General features: G+C 71.9%; 11 protein-coding genes. 2 read left to right on the top strand and 9 right to left on the bottom strand.

Features of this window, described 5'->3' with window-relative positions:
• Positions 1–37: 37 nt before the first annotated feature.
• The 5 genes from STTU_RS27710 to STTU_RS35705 form a co-directional block, all read right to left on the bottom strand.
• Positions 38–1,405 (bottom strand): NAD(P)/FAD-dependent oxidoreductase, encoded by a 1,368-nt coding sequence (locus STTU_RS27710; RefSeq protein ID WP_007828989.1) that lies wholly within the window; start codon positions 1,403–1,405, stop codon positions 38–40.
• A gap of 89 nt (positions 1,406–1,494) precedes the next feature.
• A complete protein-coding gene (locus STTU_RS27705) occupies positions 1,495–2,112 on the bottom strand; it encodes a hypothetical protein (RefSeq protein ID WP_007828988.1) in 618 nt (205 codons plus the stop codon).
• A gap of 233 nt (positions 2,113–2,345) precedes the next feature.
• Positions 2,346–3,239: a tRNA (adenine-N1)-methyltransferase gene (locus STTU_RS27700; protein ID WP_007828985.1), complete on the bottom strand. Its 894-nt coding sequence runs from the start codon at positions 3,237–3,239 to the stop codon at positions 2,346–2,348.
• A gap of 53 nt (positions 3,240–3,292) precedes the next feature.
• Complete coding sequence (locus STTU_RS27695; RefSeq protein ID WP_007828983.1) at positions 3,293–4,546, bottom strand: site-2 protease family protein; 1,254 nt, start codon at positions 4,544–4,546, stop codon at positions 3,293–3,295.
• Positions 4,547–4,647: 101 nt separating this feature from the next.
• The gene (locus tag STTU_RS35705) at positions 4,648–4,890 is read right to left on the bottom strand and encodes a hypothetical protein (protein WP_043256536.1); all 243 of its coding nucleotides are present in this window, start codon (positions 4,888–4,890) and stop codon (positions 4,648–4,650) included.
• Here STTU_RS35705 and STTU_RS27685 point away from each other — a divergent pair.
• Both STTU_RS27685 and STTU_RS27680 read left to right on the top strand, forming a co-directional pair.
• A complete protein-coding gene (locus tag STTU_RS27685) occupies positions 4,781–5,725 on the top strand; it encodes a RecB family exonuclease (protein ID WP_420713567.1) in 945 nt (314 codons plus the stop codon). The genes STTU_RS35705 and STTU_RS27685 overlap by 110 nt on opposite strands.
• Before the next feature lie 70 nt (positions 5,726–5,795).
• Entirely contained in the window at positions 5,796–6,467 is a 672-nt protein-coding gene (locus tag STTU_RS27680) for a response regulator (protein ID WP_007828977.1), read from the top strand.
• Between the two features lie 84 nt (positions 6,468–6,551).
• On the opposite strand, the gene STTU_RS27675 is transcribed toward STTU_RS27680, so the two are convergent.
• The 4 genes from STTU_RS27675 to metH all read right to left on the bottom strand — a co-directional run bounded on the left by STTU_RS27675 (position 6,552) and on the right by metH (position 15,346).
• Entirely contained in the window at positions 6,552–8,156 is a 1,605-nt protein-coding gene (locus STTU_RS27675; protein WP_043256533.1) for an ABC transporter substrate-binding protein, read from the bottom strand.
• 511 nt (positions 8,157–8,667) lie between these two features.
• The gene (locus tag STTU_RS27670) at positions 8,668–10,272 is read right to left on the bottom strand and encodes an ABC transporter substrate-binding protein (RefSeq protein WP_043256531.1); all 1,605 of its coding nucleotides are present in this window, start codon (positions 10,270–10,272) and stop codon (positions 8,668–8,670) included.
• A 462-nt stretch (positions 10,273–10,734) separates the two neighbouring features.
• On the bottom strand, positions 10,735–11,430 hold the full coding sequence (locus tag STTU_RS27665) for an HAD family hydrolase (RefSeq protein ID WP_007828971.1): 696 nt from the start codon (positions 11,428–11,430) through the stop codon (positions 10,735–10,737).
• Positions 11,431–11,830: 400 nt separating this feature from the next.
• On the bottom strand, positions 11,831–15,346 hold the full coding sequence (metH, locus tag STTU_RS27660; RefSeq protein WP_007828970.1) for a methionine synthase: 3,516 nt from the start codon (positions 15,344–15,346) through the stop codon (positions 11,831–11,833).
• Positions 15,347–15,472 lie beyond the last annotated feature (126 nt).

The raw sequence follows: 15,472 nt of genomic DNA, 5'->3' as shown, positions 1-15,472 counted from the left end.
CCGTGCGCGGCGCGTCCGCGGACGTACGGGGCCGGCCTCACTCCGGCTCCGGGGGCGCGGCGCCCGGCTCCGGGGGCGCGGCGTTTGCTCCCCCGCCCCCGTACAGCTCCGCGTGCTCGAACTGCGGGAGGGTCGCGGGACGGCCGCGCTGGAAGCCGGTGCTGACGAAGTCGTCCCCGGTGGCCGCCTTGAGCGTCCAGTTGACGAGGACGCGGGCGCGGGCGGTCAGGGTCGGGAGCGCCGCGAGGTGGTAGCCGCGCGCCACCGCCTGGGCGGGCAGCCCCGTGAGCCCGATGCCGAGCGGCCGGGAGACCGCGTACTTGTCGCCCAGGTCCACTACGAGGCCGAGGTCGCGGTGGTAGTAGGGGCGGGGCGCTGTGCCGCGCAGCCGGGCCGCGATGTTGTACGCGACCGCCTTGCCCTGCCGCTGCGAGTGCTGGGCCGTGGGCGGGGTGACCGCGTCGCCGCCCTTGGCGAGGTCGGGCACGGCGGCGGCGTCCCCGACGGCGAAGACCCCCTGTGCGCCGGGCACGGCCATCTCGGCCGTCGTCACGAGCCGACCGCGCGCCAGTTCCGTCTCGACGGTCGTCATGAGCGGGCTCGCCGCGACCCCGGCCGTCCACACGAGCGTGCGGGTGGGCAGGACCCGGCCGTCCGTCAGCTCGACGGAGCGCGGGGTGAGCCGGGCGACGCTCGTGCCGAGCGAGATCTCGATGCCGCGCGCACGGAGAGCGCGCAGGGCGTCGTCGCCGAGGCGCTCGCCGATCTCGGGGAGCAGGCGCGGGGCGATGTCGACGAGGTGCCAGCTCAGCTCGGCCGGGTCGAGGCGCGGGAAGCGGCGCACGGCGGCGCTGGTGAGGAGCTGGAGCGAGGCGGCGGTCTCGGTGCCCGCGTAGCCGCCGCCGACGACGAGGAAGCGCAGGCGTTCGGCGCGTTCGGCGGGATCGGTGGCGACCGCGGCGGCGTCGAGCTGGCCGATGACGTGGTCACGCAGGTAGGCGGCCTGGGCGAGGGTCTTCATGCCGAGGGCGTGTTCACGCACCCCCGGGATGCCGAGGAGGCGCGTCGTGCTGCCGGCGGCGAGGAGCAGGATGTCGTAGCGCAGCGCGCGCTCGTGTCCCTCGGGGGTGCGTACGGTGACGTGCCGCCGCTCGTGGTCGACGCCGACGGCGATGCCCGGGGCGTACCGGGTGCGGCGCAGGCGGCGGCGGAGCGACACCGCGATGGACTGGGGCGTGAGCAGGCCCGCGGCGACGTGCGGGAGCAGCGGGAGGTACAGCTGGTAGTCCTCGGGCGAGACGAGGACGAGTTCCGCTTCCTCCGGGCGGAGCGTCCGCTCCAGCCGGTGCAGACACTCGACCCCTGCGAAGCCCGCGCCGATCACCAGTACGCGCGGAGGGGACATGGCGGGGCTCCTGACCGGGACGACGACGGACGGGGCCCATCGTCACCCGCGGCGGAGCGGGCCGCATGCCGGGACGGGCTGACGCGGGTTCAGGCGAGGCCGTCGCCCGCGGCGGCGCCGGGGCTGCCGCGGGTGAAGCGGTTCCCGTGCCAGGCCCAGGCCGTGGACTGGTGGACGTCGGGGCAGCAGCGCGGGACGTCCAGGCTGGAGTAGCCGAGGAGGCTCGCGCGCACCTCGCCGCGGTGGATCGTGAGGCCCTTGACGGTGCGCTGCTCGGTGGGGTCGAGGAGGGTCGCGACGACGCGGGGCTTCTTCTTCGCCGCCGTCCGGGTGAGGACGTAGAGGCCCTCGGGCGGATTGCCGGAGCCGGCCGCGCAGTGGACGAGCGCGACGGTCTCGGGGCTGCCGTCCCCGTCGAGGTCGCCCGCGACGTGGGAGGCGAGCGTCGGCGGCTCCGCCTTCTCGCCGGGCGGGGCGGGGCAGGTGAGCGGGTACGTGGCGAGCGCGGCGTCCGGTGCGGGCACCGGGCGGGCCGGCGCGTGGGCCGAGGGCGCGGCGGCGGGCGCGTGGTGCGTGGTGGCGTCGGCCTCGCCGGGCTGGAACACCGAGGAGAGGGAGATCACCGCGCAGAGCGCCGCGGCGACGGCGAGCCAGTGCAGAGGGGTGGTGCGGGTGTGGGCGAGTTCCGGTTTGACGGAGTGCTGCACGAGGGTGTGTCTCCCGCTGTGGGCGCGTGCCGGTGGGGTGGTCGGCATCGTGCCATACCTCACAGGGGTGGGACAGGGCGGGGGTGGCCCCGCCGTGCGCCCGCCGCTCGCGCGGGGCGCCCTTCCTCGCGCGGGGGCGCCCTCGGGGGCTCCGCCCGCCTGCCCCCTGCCCCTTGCCCCCTGCCCCCGCAGGAGGAGGAAGCCCTTCCTGCGGGGGGGTGGAGCGAAAGGGGTCAGCGGCTGCCGCTGCCCGGACCCTCGTAGTCGTCTCCGTAGGCGCCCTTCGCGGGGCGGCGGCGGCGCATGGGGGGTTCGACGCCGTCGGCGAGGCGGCGGGCGGTGACGAGGAAGCCGGTGTGGCCGATCATGCGGTGGTCGGGGCGGACCGCGAGGCCCTCGACGTGCCAGTTGCGGATCATCGACTCCCACGGCTGCGGCTCGGCGAAGCAGCCGTGTTCGCGGATCGTCTCGACGGTGCGCGAGAGCTGCGTCGTCGTCGCCACGTAGCAGCACAGGATGCCGCCGGGCACGAGCGCCTTGGAGACGGCCTCCAGGCACTCCCAGGGCGCGAGCATGTCGAGGACGACGCGGTCGACCTCGGTGTCGCTCAGGTGGTCCTGGAGGTCCCCGACGGTGAGTTCCCAGGCGGGGTGCGGGCCGCCGAAGTAGCGCTCCACGTTGCCCTGCGCGATCTCCGCGAAGTCGGCACGCCGCTCGTAGCTGTGCAGCATCCCGTGGTCGCCGATGGCGCGCAGCAGGAAGGCGCTCAGCGAGCCCGAGCCCACGCCCGCCTCGACGACGCGCGCGCCGGGGAAGATGTCGGCGAAGGCGATGATCTGCCCGGCGTCCTTGGGATAGACGACGGCAGCCCCGCGGGGCATGGACAGGACGAAGTCGGGGAGCAGGGGGCGCAGCGCGAGATAGGCGACGTTCCCCGTGGTGCGGACCACGCTGCCTTCGGGGGAGCCGATCAGCTCGTCGTGCGGGAAGGAACCCTTGTGGGTGTGGAAGTTCTTCCCGGCTTCGAGCGTGAAGGTGTAGTGGCGGCCCTTGGGGTCGGTGAGCTGTACCTGATCCCCGACCTTGAAGGGCCCGCGTCGGCGGGCGGCACCGGTCGGTTCGGACATGGGCGCAAGCCTACCGGCCCCCGCGGGTCCACCCGACCGGCCCCTTCGGGGGCTCAGGGCCGCGCCATGGCCCGTACGAAGGCGCGGTCGACGTCGGCGGCGGAGAGGACCCCGTAGATCTCGCCGGTCTCCTCGACGACGAGGTACTCGCTGGCCGGGTGGGCGCGCAGCCGCTCCAGCAGTTCCTCGCCGCCGAGTTCGGCGGAGACGCGCAGGTCGTCGGTGAGGTCCTGGGCGAGGGTCGAGACGGCGACCCAGGGGCGGCGGTGCTCGGGCACGGCGACGATGCCGCTCTCGCGGACGAGGGCCTGCGGTGTGCCGTACCCGTCGACGACGACGAGCGCGCGGGCGCCCGCCTCGTTGGCGCGGCGCAGCGCCTCGGAGAGCGGGGTCGTGCCCTCGACGGGGATGGCGCGGCGGGTGAGGGTGCGCACGCGCAGCGCGGGCAGGTGCTCGCGGAGCCGGGCCATGCGCAGGCCGTTGCCCGCGCCGGTCCAGATGATGGCGGCGAGGATCGCGGCGAGCAGCGCGTCGAAGACGGTGTCGGTGGCGCTCACGGTCTCGGGGGCGTCGCCGAGGAGGTCCGACTGGGTGAGCAGCGGGAGCCCGATCAGGACGGCGACGGCGAGTCCGCGCCCGGCCCAGGCGGCGGCGACGCTGCCCTTCATCGCGCTGCCCGTGCACTTCCAGACGACCGCGCGCAGCATCCGGCCGCCGTCGAGCGGCAGCCCGGGGAGCAGGTTGAAGACGGCGACGATGAGGTTGGAGATCATCAGCCCGGCGACGAGCACGCCGGGGACGGTGCCCGGCTCGACCGCGTACAGGAGGCCGTAGAAGACGGCGGCGAGGACGAGGGAGAGGAGCGGGCCGACGAAGGCGAGGACGAATTCGCGTCCGGGGCGTTCGCTCTCCTTCTCGATCTCCGAGACGCCGCCGAAGAACTGGAGCTGGATGCGGCGCACGGGCAGGCCGAAGCGGAGGGCAGCGACGGTGTGGGCGAGTTCGTGGACGAGGACGGAGGCGTAGAACGCGAGGGCGAAGAAGAGCGAGACGAGGTAGCGGACGGCGCCGAGTTCGGGCAGGACGCGGTCGAGCTGGCCGCCGAAGACCCAGGTGATGAGCGCGGCGACGAGGAACCAGCTCGGCGCGACGTACACCGGTACGCCGAAGGGGCGCCCCACGAGGAAGCCGTTGCCCGGTTCCCCCGGCTCGCGCGCGGGACGTTTGCGGGGCGGCCCGTGCGGGGCGGGCGGGCGACCGCCGGGACCCCCGGTGGGCGCTTGCCCGTTCTCGCCGCGTTCGTCCACGGTGAAACGTTCCCCTCGTCGGTGCCTTGGCTGGGTCGATGGTATGCGGCGGGATGTCGGTACGGGGCCGTAGGGTCGGGGGTCATGGAGAGCAGCGCGGTTCAGGCGTCGGTGCCGGAGGCCCGGGGGACGGGCGACGGCGGGAGCGGGGTCACGGGGGCGGTCCCGGCGGAGGAGGGCGTGTCGCCCGGTTCGGCGGCGCCCGTTTCCGTACCGGCGGAGGCCCCTGGTTCCGTGGCGACGGGGGCCCCCGTTTCCGTACCACCGGCGGCCGTGCCCGTACCGGCGCCGAGGCCGCCCGCTCCCCCTTCCTCGCTCTCGCCCTCGCGCGCGAGCGACTTCATGCAGTGCCCGCTGCTCTACCGCTTCCGTGTCATCGACCGGCTGCCCGAGAAGCCGAGCGAGGCGGCGACGCGGGGCACGCTCGTGCACGCGGTCCTGGAGCGGCTCTTCGACGCCCCGGCCGCCGAGCGCACGGCGGAGCGGGCCACGGCCCTGCTCCCGGGGCAGTGGGAGAAGCTGCGCGCGGCGCGCCCTGAACTCGACGCGTTGTTCACCGCGGTGGCCGCGGCGGACGGGGACGGGGACGGCGCGGAGGGCACGGCCGGGGAGCGGCTCGCGCGCTGGCTCGCCTCGGCCGAGCGGCTCGTCGAGCGGTGGTTCACGCTGGAGGACCCCACCCGCCTGGAGCCCGCCGAGCGCGAGATGTTCGTGGAGACCTCGCTCGACTCCGGCCTGCGCCTGCGCGGGATCATCGACCGCGTCGACATCGCGCCGGGGACCGGGGACGTCCGCATCGTCGACTACAAGACAGGCAAGGCACCGCGCCCGCAGTACGCGGAGGGCGCGCTCTTCCAGATGAAGTTCTACGCGCTCGTGGTGTGGCGCCTGAAGGGCGTCGTGCCGCGGCGGCTCCAGCTCGTCTACCTCGGCAGCGGCGACGTGCTCACGTACGACCCGGTCCCCGGGGACCTGGAGCGCGTCGAGCGGAAGCTGCACGCGCTGTGGCAGGCGATCGAGGAGGCGACGGCGAGCGGGGACTGGCGTCCGCGCCCCTCGAAGCTGTGCGGCTGGTGCGACCACCGCGCGGTGTGCCCGGAGTTCGGCGGCACTCCCCCGCCGTACCCGCTGCCGGTCCGCGCGGCCGGGGAGGCGCCCGCGCCGGGCGCCGGGGCCTGATCCCGTACCGGCCCCGTACCGCTTCCGGCCGCAGGGCACAATGGCCCGGGGCTAACGAAGGAGACTTCCCGTGGCGATCCGTGTCCTCCTGGTGGACGACCAGCCGCTGCTGCGCACCGGCTTCCGGATGATCCTGGAGGCCGAGCCCGATGTGGCGGTGGTGGGCGAGGCCGGGGACGGGGTGCAGGCGCTCGACCAGGTGCGGGCACTCCAGCCGGACGTGGTGCTCATGGACATCCGCATGCCCCGGATGGACGGCGTCGAGGCGACGCGGCAGATCACGGGGCCGGAGCGGGACGGCCCGGTCAAGGTGCTGGTGCTGACGACCTTCGACCTCGACGAGTACGTCGTGGAGGCGCTGCGGGCGGGGGCCAGCGGCTTCCTGCTCAAGGACGCGCCCGCGCACGAGCTGGTGCAGGCGATCCGGGTGGTGGCGAGCGGCGAGGCGATGCTCGCGCCGAGCGTGACGCGGCGGCTGCTCGACAAGTACGCGGGGCACCTGCCCTCCGGCGAGGAGCAGCCGCCGAGCACCCTCCAGACGCTCACGGAGCGGGAGGTGGAGGTCCTCAAGCTCGTGGCGCGGGGCCTGTCGAACGCGGAGATCGCGGCGGACCTGTTCGTGAGCGAGACGACCGTGAAGACGCACGTGGGGCACGTGCTCACGAAGCTGGGCCTGCGGGACCGGGTGCAGGCGGCGGTGTTCGCGTACGAGAGCGGGCTGGTGCGGCCGGGCGGGCAGTGACCTCTCGGGTACGACGCGGGACCTCGCGCGTACGGCGGCCCGCCCCGGTGTCCGGGGCGGGCCGCCGTCCGTGTGCGCGGTGGCTCAGCTGCCCACGCCGCGGTCGAGTTCCCAGAGCTGGAGGATCGAGGAGGCGCTGAGGCTCCATTCGACGCCGGTGATGTCGTCGCGCGCGGCGACGTACTGCTTGCCCTGCCACAGGGGCAGGAAGGGGACGTCCTCGGCGACGAGGTCCTGGATCTTCTGGAGGCTGCCGTTGGCGGTGGAGAGGCGGTCGGCGGCGCGGCGCGAGTCGGGGATGAGTTCCTTGCGTATCCGCTTGTTGTCGTAAGGGGAGTTGAGGAAGTTCGGCTTGTCGAGGAAGGGGGCGATGAAGCTGTCGGGGTCGGGGAAGTCGGGGAACCAGCCCATCCCGTAGACCTCGTACTTGCCCTTCTGCTCCTCGGGCTTGTGGACGATCCAGGGACGGCCCTTGATGTCCACGTCGAAGAGGCCCGAGGCGTTGAGCTGCTTCTTGAGGACCTCGAACTCGCCCTTGGTGCGCGCTCCGTAGTGGTCCGTCGCGTAGTTGAGGGTGAGCTTGACCGGGGTCGTGACACCGGCGTCGCTCAGCACCTTGCGCGCCTTGGACACGCTCGGTTCGCCGTAGACGTTGAAGAAGGAGTTGCTGTGCCCGGCGACGCCCTGGGGCACGAGCGAGTAGAGCGGTTCGGCGGAGGTGCCGTAGACCTCCGAGGCGATCTGGCCGCGGTCGATGAGGTGGGCCATCGCCTGCCGGACGGGCTTGGTGACCAGCGGGTCGTCGGTGTCGAAGGCGAGGTAGCGGATCTCCAGCGCGGGCAGTTCGGTGACCCCGACGTGCTCGGGCGGGTCCGCGAGCCACTTCTCGGACTCACCGGTCGTCAGTCCCTTGACGACCATGTCGATCTGGCCGTCCGCGACGGCGGCGCCGAGGCCCTTGCCGTCCTTGTAGGGGCGCAGGTCGATGCGGTCGTTCTCGACCTTGATGCTGCCCTTGTACTTCGGATTGCGCGTGAAGGCGGCGTTGGTCATGGTGCTGCCCTCGGTCTCCAGCTTGACCGTGTACGGGCCGGAGCCGTCGAGGGTGAAGCCGGGGCGGAGCTTGTCCTTCGGGTACAGCTCCGGGTCGACAGCCCCCGCCGTCGGCGTGGAGAGCTTGTACGGGAAGGTGGCGTCCGGCGTCTTGAGCAGGAAGACGATCTCGTGGTCGCTCGGCGTCTGGATGGTGTCGATGTTGGTGAGCAGGGACTTGACGCCCGAGTCGGCGCTGATGCGGACGACGCGCTCGATCGAGTACTTGAAGGTCTTCGACGTGATGGGGCGCCCGTTGGAGAACTGCAGGCCCGAGCGCAGCTTGCAGACGTAGCGCTGCTGCCCGGCGTCGGTGAAGGAGCACTCCTGGGCGGCCTCGGGGGTCGGCGCGCCACCACCGCGCGGGATGCGCATGAGGGGCTCGACCGTCTGCCGCAGCAGGTTCCAGGAGGAGATGTCGTAGGAGTACGCCGGGTCGAGGGGGGCGGGAATGTCCTTGCTGACGGAGAAGACGTCGGAGGTGCCTACGACGATCGGCTTGTCCTTGTCGTCCGAGCCCGTCAGCCCGCCGCAGCCGGCGAGCACGGGCGCGAGCAGGCCGATGAGGGACGGCAGCACCCAAGTCTTGCGGTTCATGCTGGTCGTTCTCCAGAGCTGTCGGCCCCTGGTGACGGCGGACGTGCGCGACGTACGGGCATACGGAATCACCGGACATGCCGGGCGTGCGGACGTGCGGGGAGGTGGCGCCAGGAGCTGCGGAAGATGTAACGCCGTGGTGCTCGCGACGACACTAGTGCGCGCTCGGCGGAGGCTCCGGGAAGAGGGGGCGGCGGGCGATCACGCAGCGCAGCCGGGGTCGCCGGGAGTGACGGGCGCCGCGGGGGAAGATTTTCGCGCACCTGTCGATGAACCGGGACACATGGGCGCCCCCGGACATGCCGAACGGGCGGCGCCTGCACAGGCGCCGCCCGTTGTCGACAGCGGGGGCGGTGAAAAAGATCACAGCGGTGCGGGGTGTGAAGTCCGCAGGGTGGACACGGAGTTACCCACCGGTACAGTCATCTGGCATATGCCGAACGGGAGTTGACCCGTGCGAAGACCGTCAGCCGGGAGCCGGGCCCGCGGGGTGGCCGCTCGCGGAGGCCGGTCAGTCGCCCACGCCGCGCGCCAGCTCCCAGAGCTGGAGGTCGGTGGAGGTGCTGAGCGACCACTCGACGCCGGTGATGTCGTCGCGGGCACCGATGTACTGCTTGCCCTGCCACATCGGGACGACGGGCACGTCGTCGGCGACGATGTCCTGGATCTTCTCCAGGTCCGGGGTCGCCTCGCCGCGGTCCGAGCCGCGCCGCTCGGCGGGGATCAGGGTCTTGCGGATCTCCTTGCTGTTGTACGGCGAGTTGAGGAAGTTGTCCGCGTCGAGAAACGGGGCGATGTAGTTGTCCGCGTCGGGGAAGTCGGGCGCCCACGCCATCGTGTAGGCGGGGTACTTGCCGTCCATCCCGTCCTTGCGGTACTTCGTCCAGTCGGCGACGTCCTTGAGCGACACGTCGAAGAGCCCGCTGTCGTTGAGCTGCTTCTGGATGAGCTTGTACTCCTTCTCCTTGGCGGGCCCGTAGTGCTCCTTGGAGTAGTACATGTCGAACTTGACCGGGGTGGTGATCCCGGCCTTCTCCAGGATGGTCTTCGCCTTCGCGACGTTCGGGTTGCCGTAGCGGTTGAAGAAGGAGTTGGTGTGCCCCGAGATGGCGGCCGGGACGAGCGAGTACAGCGGCTCGGCGACCGGGGAGTACACCTTGCTGGCTATCTCGCCGCGGTCGACGAGCTGGGCGACGGCCTGCCGGACCGGCTTGGAGGTGGCCGCGTTGCTGGTGTCGAAGATGATGTAGTGCGTCTCAAGGCCCGGCATCTCCATGAACTGGATGTGCTCGGGCGGGTTGTCGAGCAGGGTCTCGACCTGGGACGGGTCGAACTTCCCGGTCATGACGTCGATCTTCCCGGCCTCCAGGGCGTCGCCGAGCGCGGGGGCTCCGGCGTAGGAGACGAGGTCGACGCGGTTGTTCTTCACCGTCAGCGAGCCCTTGTACTTCGGGTTCTTGGTGAACTGCACCTTCGTCATGGCCTTGCTGTTGGTCTCGGCCTTCAGCGTGTAGGGGCCCGAACCGTCGAGGACGTAGCCCTTGCGCAGCGACTTCGGCGGGTAGAACTTCTTCTGCACGATGCCCGCGACGGGCGTGGCGAGCTTGTACGGAAGCGTCGCGTCGGGGCTGCTGAGGTGGAAGGTGATGTGCTTCTCGTCCGGCGTGTCCATCGTCTTGATGCCGGAGAGCAGACCCACGGCCCCGTTGGGGTCCTTGATGTCGAGGACGCGCTGGATCGAGTACTTCACGTCCTTCGACGTGATCCCGGTGCCGTCGGGGAACTGGAGCCCGTCGCGCATCTCGCACGTGTAGACGGTGCCGCCGGAGCCGACCCACTTGCAGGACTTGGCCGCGTCGGGCTGCGGCTGGCCGCCGCCCTTGGGGATGCGGACGAGCGACTGGACCGTCTGGCGCAGCACGTTCCACAGGGCGCTGTCGTAGGCGTAGGCCGGGTCGAGCGGCGCGGGCGCCTCGGCGCTCTTCTCGTACGCGTCGGTGGTGCCGACCACGATGGGCTTGCCACCGCCGTCGCCACTGCCCGAGTCGCCGCAGCCGGCGAGCACGGGGGCGAGCACGCCGATGGCGACGGGCAGCACCCAAGTCTTGCGGTTCATGCGCGTATTTCTCCAGAGCTGTCGGTCCCGGGCCAGACGCGGGGATGTGCGCGGCCCCGCCGGGTTTGTGCGAGAAGTAACACCCTCGTGTCCCGCGTTGAGATTAATGCTCCCCGCAGCGGCCTTTGACGGTCGGTCGGGCCGGAGCGGCGGGCGGGAGGAACACGCAGGGAAACAGGCTGTCAACGGTCCGGAGCACCGGCCGGGTGAGGTTTCACCGAAGGCTCACCAAATGCGGACACAAGGGCGCGGCCCCGCGCACCGGATAACGGACGGATGCACAGAGCGTGGGCACTGTCGATGGCGGCCAGGAGTGAGAAAGCTCACCACATGACGCGCGAAAGGGGCAAGCGGCCCCTTCGCGGCGACAGCCGCTTTCCGGGGTCCGGCAGTCACGTCCTGTATACGGCCCGCGTGTCCGGATATCGGTCCGGCGGTCTGCGATGTGGGCCGCGGTTCACCTCAGCCCGTGCACAATCCGCGCAGGAAACCCAGATCCACGGAGTCGAGCGAGGGCACCACCGTGCGGCGCGCGGCGGCCGGGATGGGGGCCACGGAGGGCACCGCGAGGACCCGGCAGCCGGCCGCCTCGGCCGAGGCGACACCCGTCGCGGTGTCCTCGATGACGACGCACCGGGACGGGTCCACGCCGAGTCTGCGGGCCGCGTGCAGGTAGGGCTCGGGGTGGGGCTTCGTACGGGTCACCTCGTCGCCCGCCACGGTGTGCGCGAAGTGGTGGGCGCCGAGCGCGGGCAGGGCGCGGTCGATGATGCGGCGGTGCGAGGCGGAGACGAGGGCGGTGGGCACGCGGGCGCCGTGCAGCTCGGCGAGGAGCCGCGCCGCGCCCGGCATGAGCGGCAGGTCGCGGGCGATGCGCTCCTCGAAGGCGTCGTTGAGCAGGCCGCTCAGCTCCTCCAGGGCGATGGCGGCGCCCGTGGCCTCGATGAGGTATCCGGCGCTCCGGGTCATGGGGCCGCCCACCACGACGCCGCGCCAGGACTCGTCGAGCCGGTGACCGAGGCGCGCGAAGACCGCGACCTCCGCCTCCCACCACAGGCCCTCGGTGTCGAGCAGCGTGCCGTCCATGTCGAGCAGGACGGCGGCGAGGGGCTCCGCGCGGCCGGTCAGGAGGGACGTGGTGGGGATCGTGCTCGTCATCCGGCGAACCTCCGTGGGGTGCCAGCAGGGCCGGTCAGTCTACGTCCGCGGGGGGTGCGGTGCACTGTCGTGGGGCGGGACGGGGGGCTCGGGCTTGTGCCGTCGCGTTGCGCTGTGCCGGGTGGGCCCTTCCTTCCTGGGGCTCCGCCCCAGACCCCGCTCCTCAAACGCCGGAGGGGCTGGATTTTTGCGTTCCTGGCCCGGGAGGGGGTGGATTTCGCGCTCCCGGCCCGGGACCAGTCGGATTTCACGTCCCCGAACCGGGACAGGCCGGATTTCAGGTCCGCGGCCCCGGACAGGCCGGATGTGCGTCACCAAGCGGCAGACGCTGGATTTCGCGGTCTCCGGTCGTGAGAGGCCGGAGACCGCGGTGTCGGTCGGGGCGAAAGGGCGGGTTCGGTCAGCGGGCGTTGAAGTACTTGGCCTCGGGGTGGTGGATGACGAGGGCGTCGGTGGATTGTTCGGGGTGGAGCTGGAATTCCTCGCTGAGCTGGACGCCGATGCGTTCGGGTTCCAGGAGTGCCGCGATCTTCGCGCGGTCCTCCAGGTTCGGGCAGGCGCCGTAGCCGAGCGAGAAGCGGGCCCCGCGGTACTTGAGCGCGAACATGTCCTCGACGTCGGCCGGGTCCTCGCCGGCGAAGCCCAGCTCGGCGCGCACCCGGGCGTGCCAGTACTCGGCGAGCGCCTCGGCGAGCTGGACGGAGAGCCCGTGCAGTTCGAGGTAGTCGCGGTAGGCGTCGGCGGCGAAGAGCTTGCCCGTGGCCTCGCCGATGCGGGAGCCCACGGTGACGACCTGGAGGCCGATGACGTCGGTCTCGCCGGACTCCTCGGGGCGGAAGAAGTCCGCGAGGCACAGGCGCCGTCCGCGCCGCTGGCGGGGGAAGGTGAACCGGGTGCGCTCGGAGCCGTCCTCACCGAGCAGGATGACGTCGTCGCCCTTGGAGACGCAGGGGAAGTAGCCGTAGACCACGGCGGCTTCGAGGAGGTTCTCGGTCTGGAGGTGGTCGAGCCAGCCGCGCAGGCGCGGCCTGCCCTCGGTCTCGGCCAGTTCCTCGTAGCCGGGGCCCTCGCCCGTGCGGTTCTGCTTCAGGCCCCACTGGCCCTTGAAGAGCGCGCCCTCGTCGAGCCAGGAGGCGTAGTCCTTGAGCGGGATGCCCTTGACGACGCGGCTGCCCCAGAAGGGCGGCGCGGGGACCGGGTTGTCGGTCGCGACGTCGGAGCGGACCTGGCCCTCCTCCTCGGCGAGTTCCGTGACGACGGCGCTCGCGGTGGGCCGCACCCGGCGCTGCTTCAGCTCCGGCAGCGTCGCCCCCGGCACGCCGCGCTTGACGCCGATGAGGGCGTCCATGAGGCGCAGTCCCTCGAAAGCGTCGCGGGCGTAGCGCACCTCGCCCTCGTAGATCTCGTGGAGGTCCTGCTCGACGTAGGCGCGGGTGAGCGCGGCGCCGCCGAGGATGACGGGGTAGTCGGCCGCCATGCCGCGCTGGTTCAGCTCCTGCAGGTTCTCCTTCATGATCACCGTGGACTTCACGAGGAGCCCGGACATGCCGATGACGTCGGCGCGGTGCTCCTCGGCGGCCTCCAGGATCGCGGAGACGGGCTGCTTGATGCCGAGGTTGACGACGTTGTAGCCGTTGTTGGACAGGATGATGTCGACGAGGTTCTTGCCGATGTCGTGGACGTCGCCGCGCACGGTGGCGAGCACGATGGTGCCCTTGCCCTCGGCGTCGGACTTCTCCATGTGCGGTTCCAGGTGGGCGACCGCGGTCTTCATGACCTCGGCGGACTGGAGCACGAAGGGAAGCTGCATCTGCCCGGAGCCGAACAGCTCGCCGACGACCTTCATGCCGTCGAGGAGCGTCGCGTTGACGATGTCGAGCGCGGGCCGGGTCTGGAGGGCCTCGTCGAGGTCGGCTTCGAGGCCGTTGCGCTCGCCGTCGATGATGCGGCGCTTGAGGCGCTCGTCGAGCGGCAGCGCGGCGAGTTCCTCGGCCTTGCCCGCCTTGAGGGACTTGGCCGTCGCGCCCTCGAAGAGCCGCATGAGCTTCTGGAGCGGGTCGTAGCCCTCGGCGCGGCGGTCGTGCACGAGGTCGAGGGCGGTGGCGACCTCCTCCTCGCTGAACCGGGCGATCGGCAGGATCTTGCTCGCGTGCACGATCGCCGAGTCGAGTCCCGCCTTGACGCACTCGTCGAGGAAGACGGAGTTGAGGAGGATGCGCGCGGCCGGGTTGAGGCCGAAGGAGATGTTGGAGAGGCCGAGCGTGGTCTGCACGTCGGGGTGACGGCGCTTCAGCTCGCGGATCGCCTCGATCGTCGCGATGCCGTCCTTGCGGGACTCCTCCTGCCCGGTGCAGATGGTGAAGGTGAGGCAGTCGACGAGGATGTCCGACTCGTGGATGCCCCAGTTGCCCGTCAGGTCCGCGATGAGGCGCTCCGCGACGGCGACCTTGGTCTCGACGGTGCGGGCCTGGCCCTCCTCGTCGATGGTGAGCGCGATGAGCGCGGCGCCGTGCTCCCTGGCGAGCGAGGTGACCTGCGCGAAGCGGGACTCGGGGCCGTCGCCGTCCTCGTAGTTGACGGAGTTGATGACGGCCCGGCCGCCGAGCATTTCGAGCCCGGCCTCCAGGACGTCGACCTCGGTCGAGTCGAGGACGAGGGGGAGCGTGGACGCGGTCGCGAAGCGACCGGCGAGTTCGCGCATGTCGGCGACGCCGTCGCGGCCGACGTAGTCGACGCAGAGGTCGAGCATGTGCGCGCCCTCGCGGATCTGCTCGCGCGCCATCTCGACGCAGTCGTCCCAGCGGGCCTCCAGCATGGCCTCGCGGAACTTCTTGGAGCCGTTGGCGTTGGTGCGCTCGCCGATCGCGAGGTACGAGGTGTCCTGCCGGAAGGGGACCGTCTGGTAGAGCGAGGCGGCGCCCGGCTCGGGCTGCGGCTCGCGGGTGCCCGGCGCCATGCCCCGTACCCGCTCGACGACCTGCCGCAGGTGCTCGGGCGTGGAGCCGCAGCAGCCGCCGACGAGCGAGAGGCGGTAGTCGTTGACGAAGCTCTCCTGCCAGTCCGCCATCTCGGGGGCGGTGAGCGGGAAGTGCGCGCCGTCCTTCGTGAGGACGGGCAGGCCCGCGTTGGGCATGCAGGTGAGCGGGATGCGGGAGTGCTGGGCGAGGTAGCGCAGGTGCTCGCTCATCTCGGCGGGCCCGGTCGAGCAGTTCAGGCCGATGAGGTCGATGCCGAGGGGTTCCAGCGCGGTGAGCGCGGCGCCGATCTCGGAGCCGAGGAGCATCGTGCCGGTCGTCTCGAAGGCGAGCGAGACGATGAGCGGGACGTCGGCGCCGAGCGCGTCGAGCGCGCGGCGGGCGCCGAGGACCGATGCCTTGGTCTGGAGGAGGTCCTGCGTCGTCTCCACGATGAGTGCGTCGGCGCCGCCGGCGAGCAGGCCCTCGGCGTTCTGCTGGAAACCGTCGCGCAGGACGCCGTACGGGAGGTGGCCGAGCGTCGGCAGCTTGGTGCCGGGGCCGATCGAGCCGAGGACCCAGCGGGTGCGGCCGTCACGGGCCGTGTAGCTGTCGGCGGTCTCGCGGGCGAGGCGGGCACCGGCCTCGGACAGCTCGTGGATGCGGTCGGCGATCTCGTACTCGCCGAAGGCGGAGTGGTTGGCGCCGAAGGTGTTGGTCTCGACGCAGTCGACGCCGACGTCGAAGTACGCCTCGTGCACGGAGCGGACGATGTCGGGACGCGTGACGTTGAGGACCTCGTTGCAGCCCTCCAGGTCCTGGAAGTCCTCCAGCGTCGGGTTCTGCGCCTGGAGCATCGTTCCCATCGCTCCGTCGGCGACGACCACACGGGAGGCGAGGGCTTCGCGGAGCGCGGTGACGCGGGTCGCGTCGTCGGCGGCATGGGGGGACGGGTGGGCCATGGGTGTGCTCCCTGAGGTGCGACGGCTGTCGGCTTTGCGCCGCCCCGGTGACGGGCGGCGCACAGGGGCAGCCTAGCTGGCGGGCCCTTCCGCGCGTCGGGCCGTTCCACGAGGCGGACGCCCGGG

This window comes from Streptomyces sp. Tu6071 (assembly GCF_000213055.1).
Lineage (GTDB): Bacteria > Actinomycetota > Actinomycetes > Streptomycetales > Streptomycetaceae > Streptomyces > Streptomyces evansiae.
This window is presented reverse-complemented; position numbering and strand designations above follow the sequence as displayed.

Coding starts and splice junctions, on each gene's coding strand:
- STTU_RS27710 (WP_007828989.1), bottom strand. CDS start 1,405: ATGTCCCCTCCGCGCGTACTGGTGATCGGCGCGGGCTTCGCAGGGGTC.
- STTU_RS35705 (WP_043256536.1), bottom strand. CDS start 4,890: ATGAAGTCGCTCGCGCGCGAGGGCGAGAGCGAGGAAGGGGGAGCGGGC.
- STTU_RS27670 (WP_043256531.1), bottom strand. CDS start 10,272: ATGAACCGCAAGACTTGGGTGCTGCCCGTCGCCATCGGCGTGCTCGCC.
- STTU_RS27675 (WP_043256533.1), bottom strand. CDS start 8,156: ATGAACCGCAAGACTTGGGTGCTGCCGTCCCTCATCGGCCTGCTCGCG.
- STTU_RS27700 (WP_007828985.1), bottom strand. CDS start 3,239: ATGTCCGAACCGACCGGTGCCGCCCGCCGACGCGGGCCCTTCAAGGTC.
- metH (WP_007828970.1), bottom strand. CDS start 15,346: ATGGCCCACCCGTCCCCCCATGCCGCCGACGACGCGACCCGCGTCACC.
- STTU_RS27665 (WP_007828971.1), bottom strand. CDS start 11,430: ATGACGAGCACGATCCCCACCACGTCCCTCCTGACCGGCCGCGCGGAG.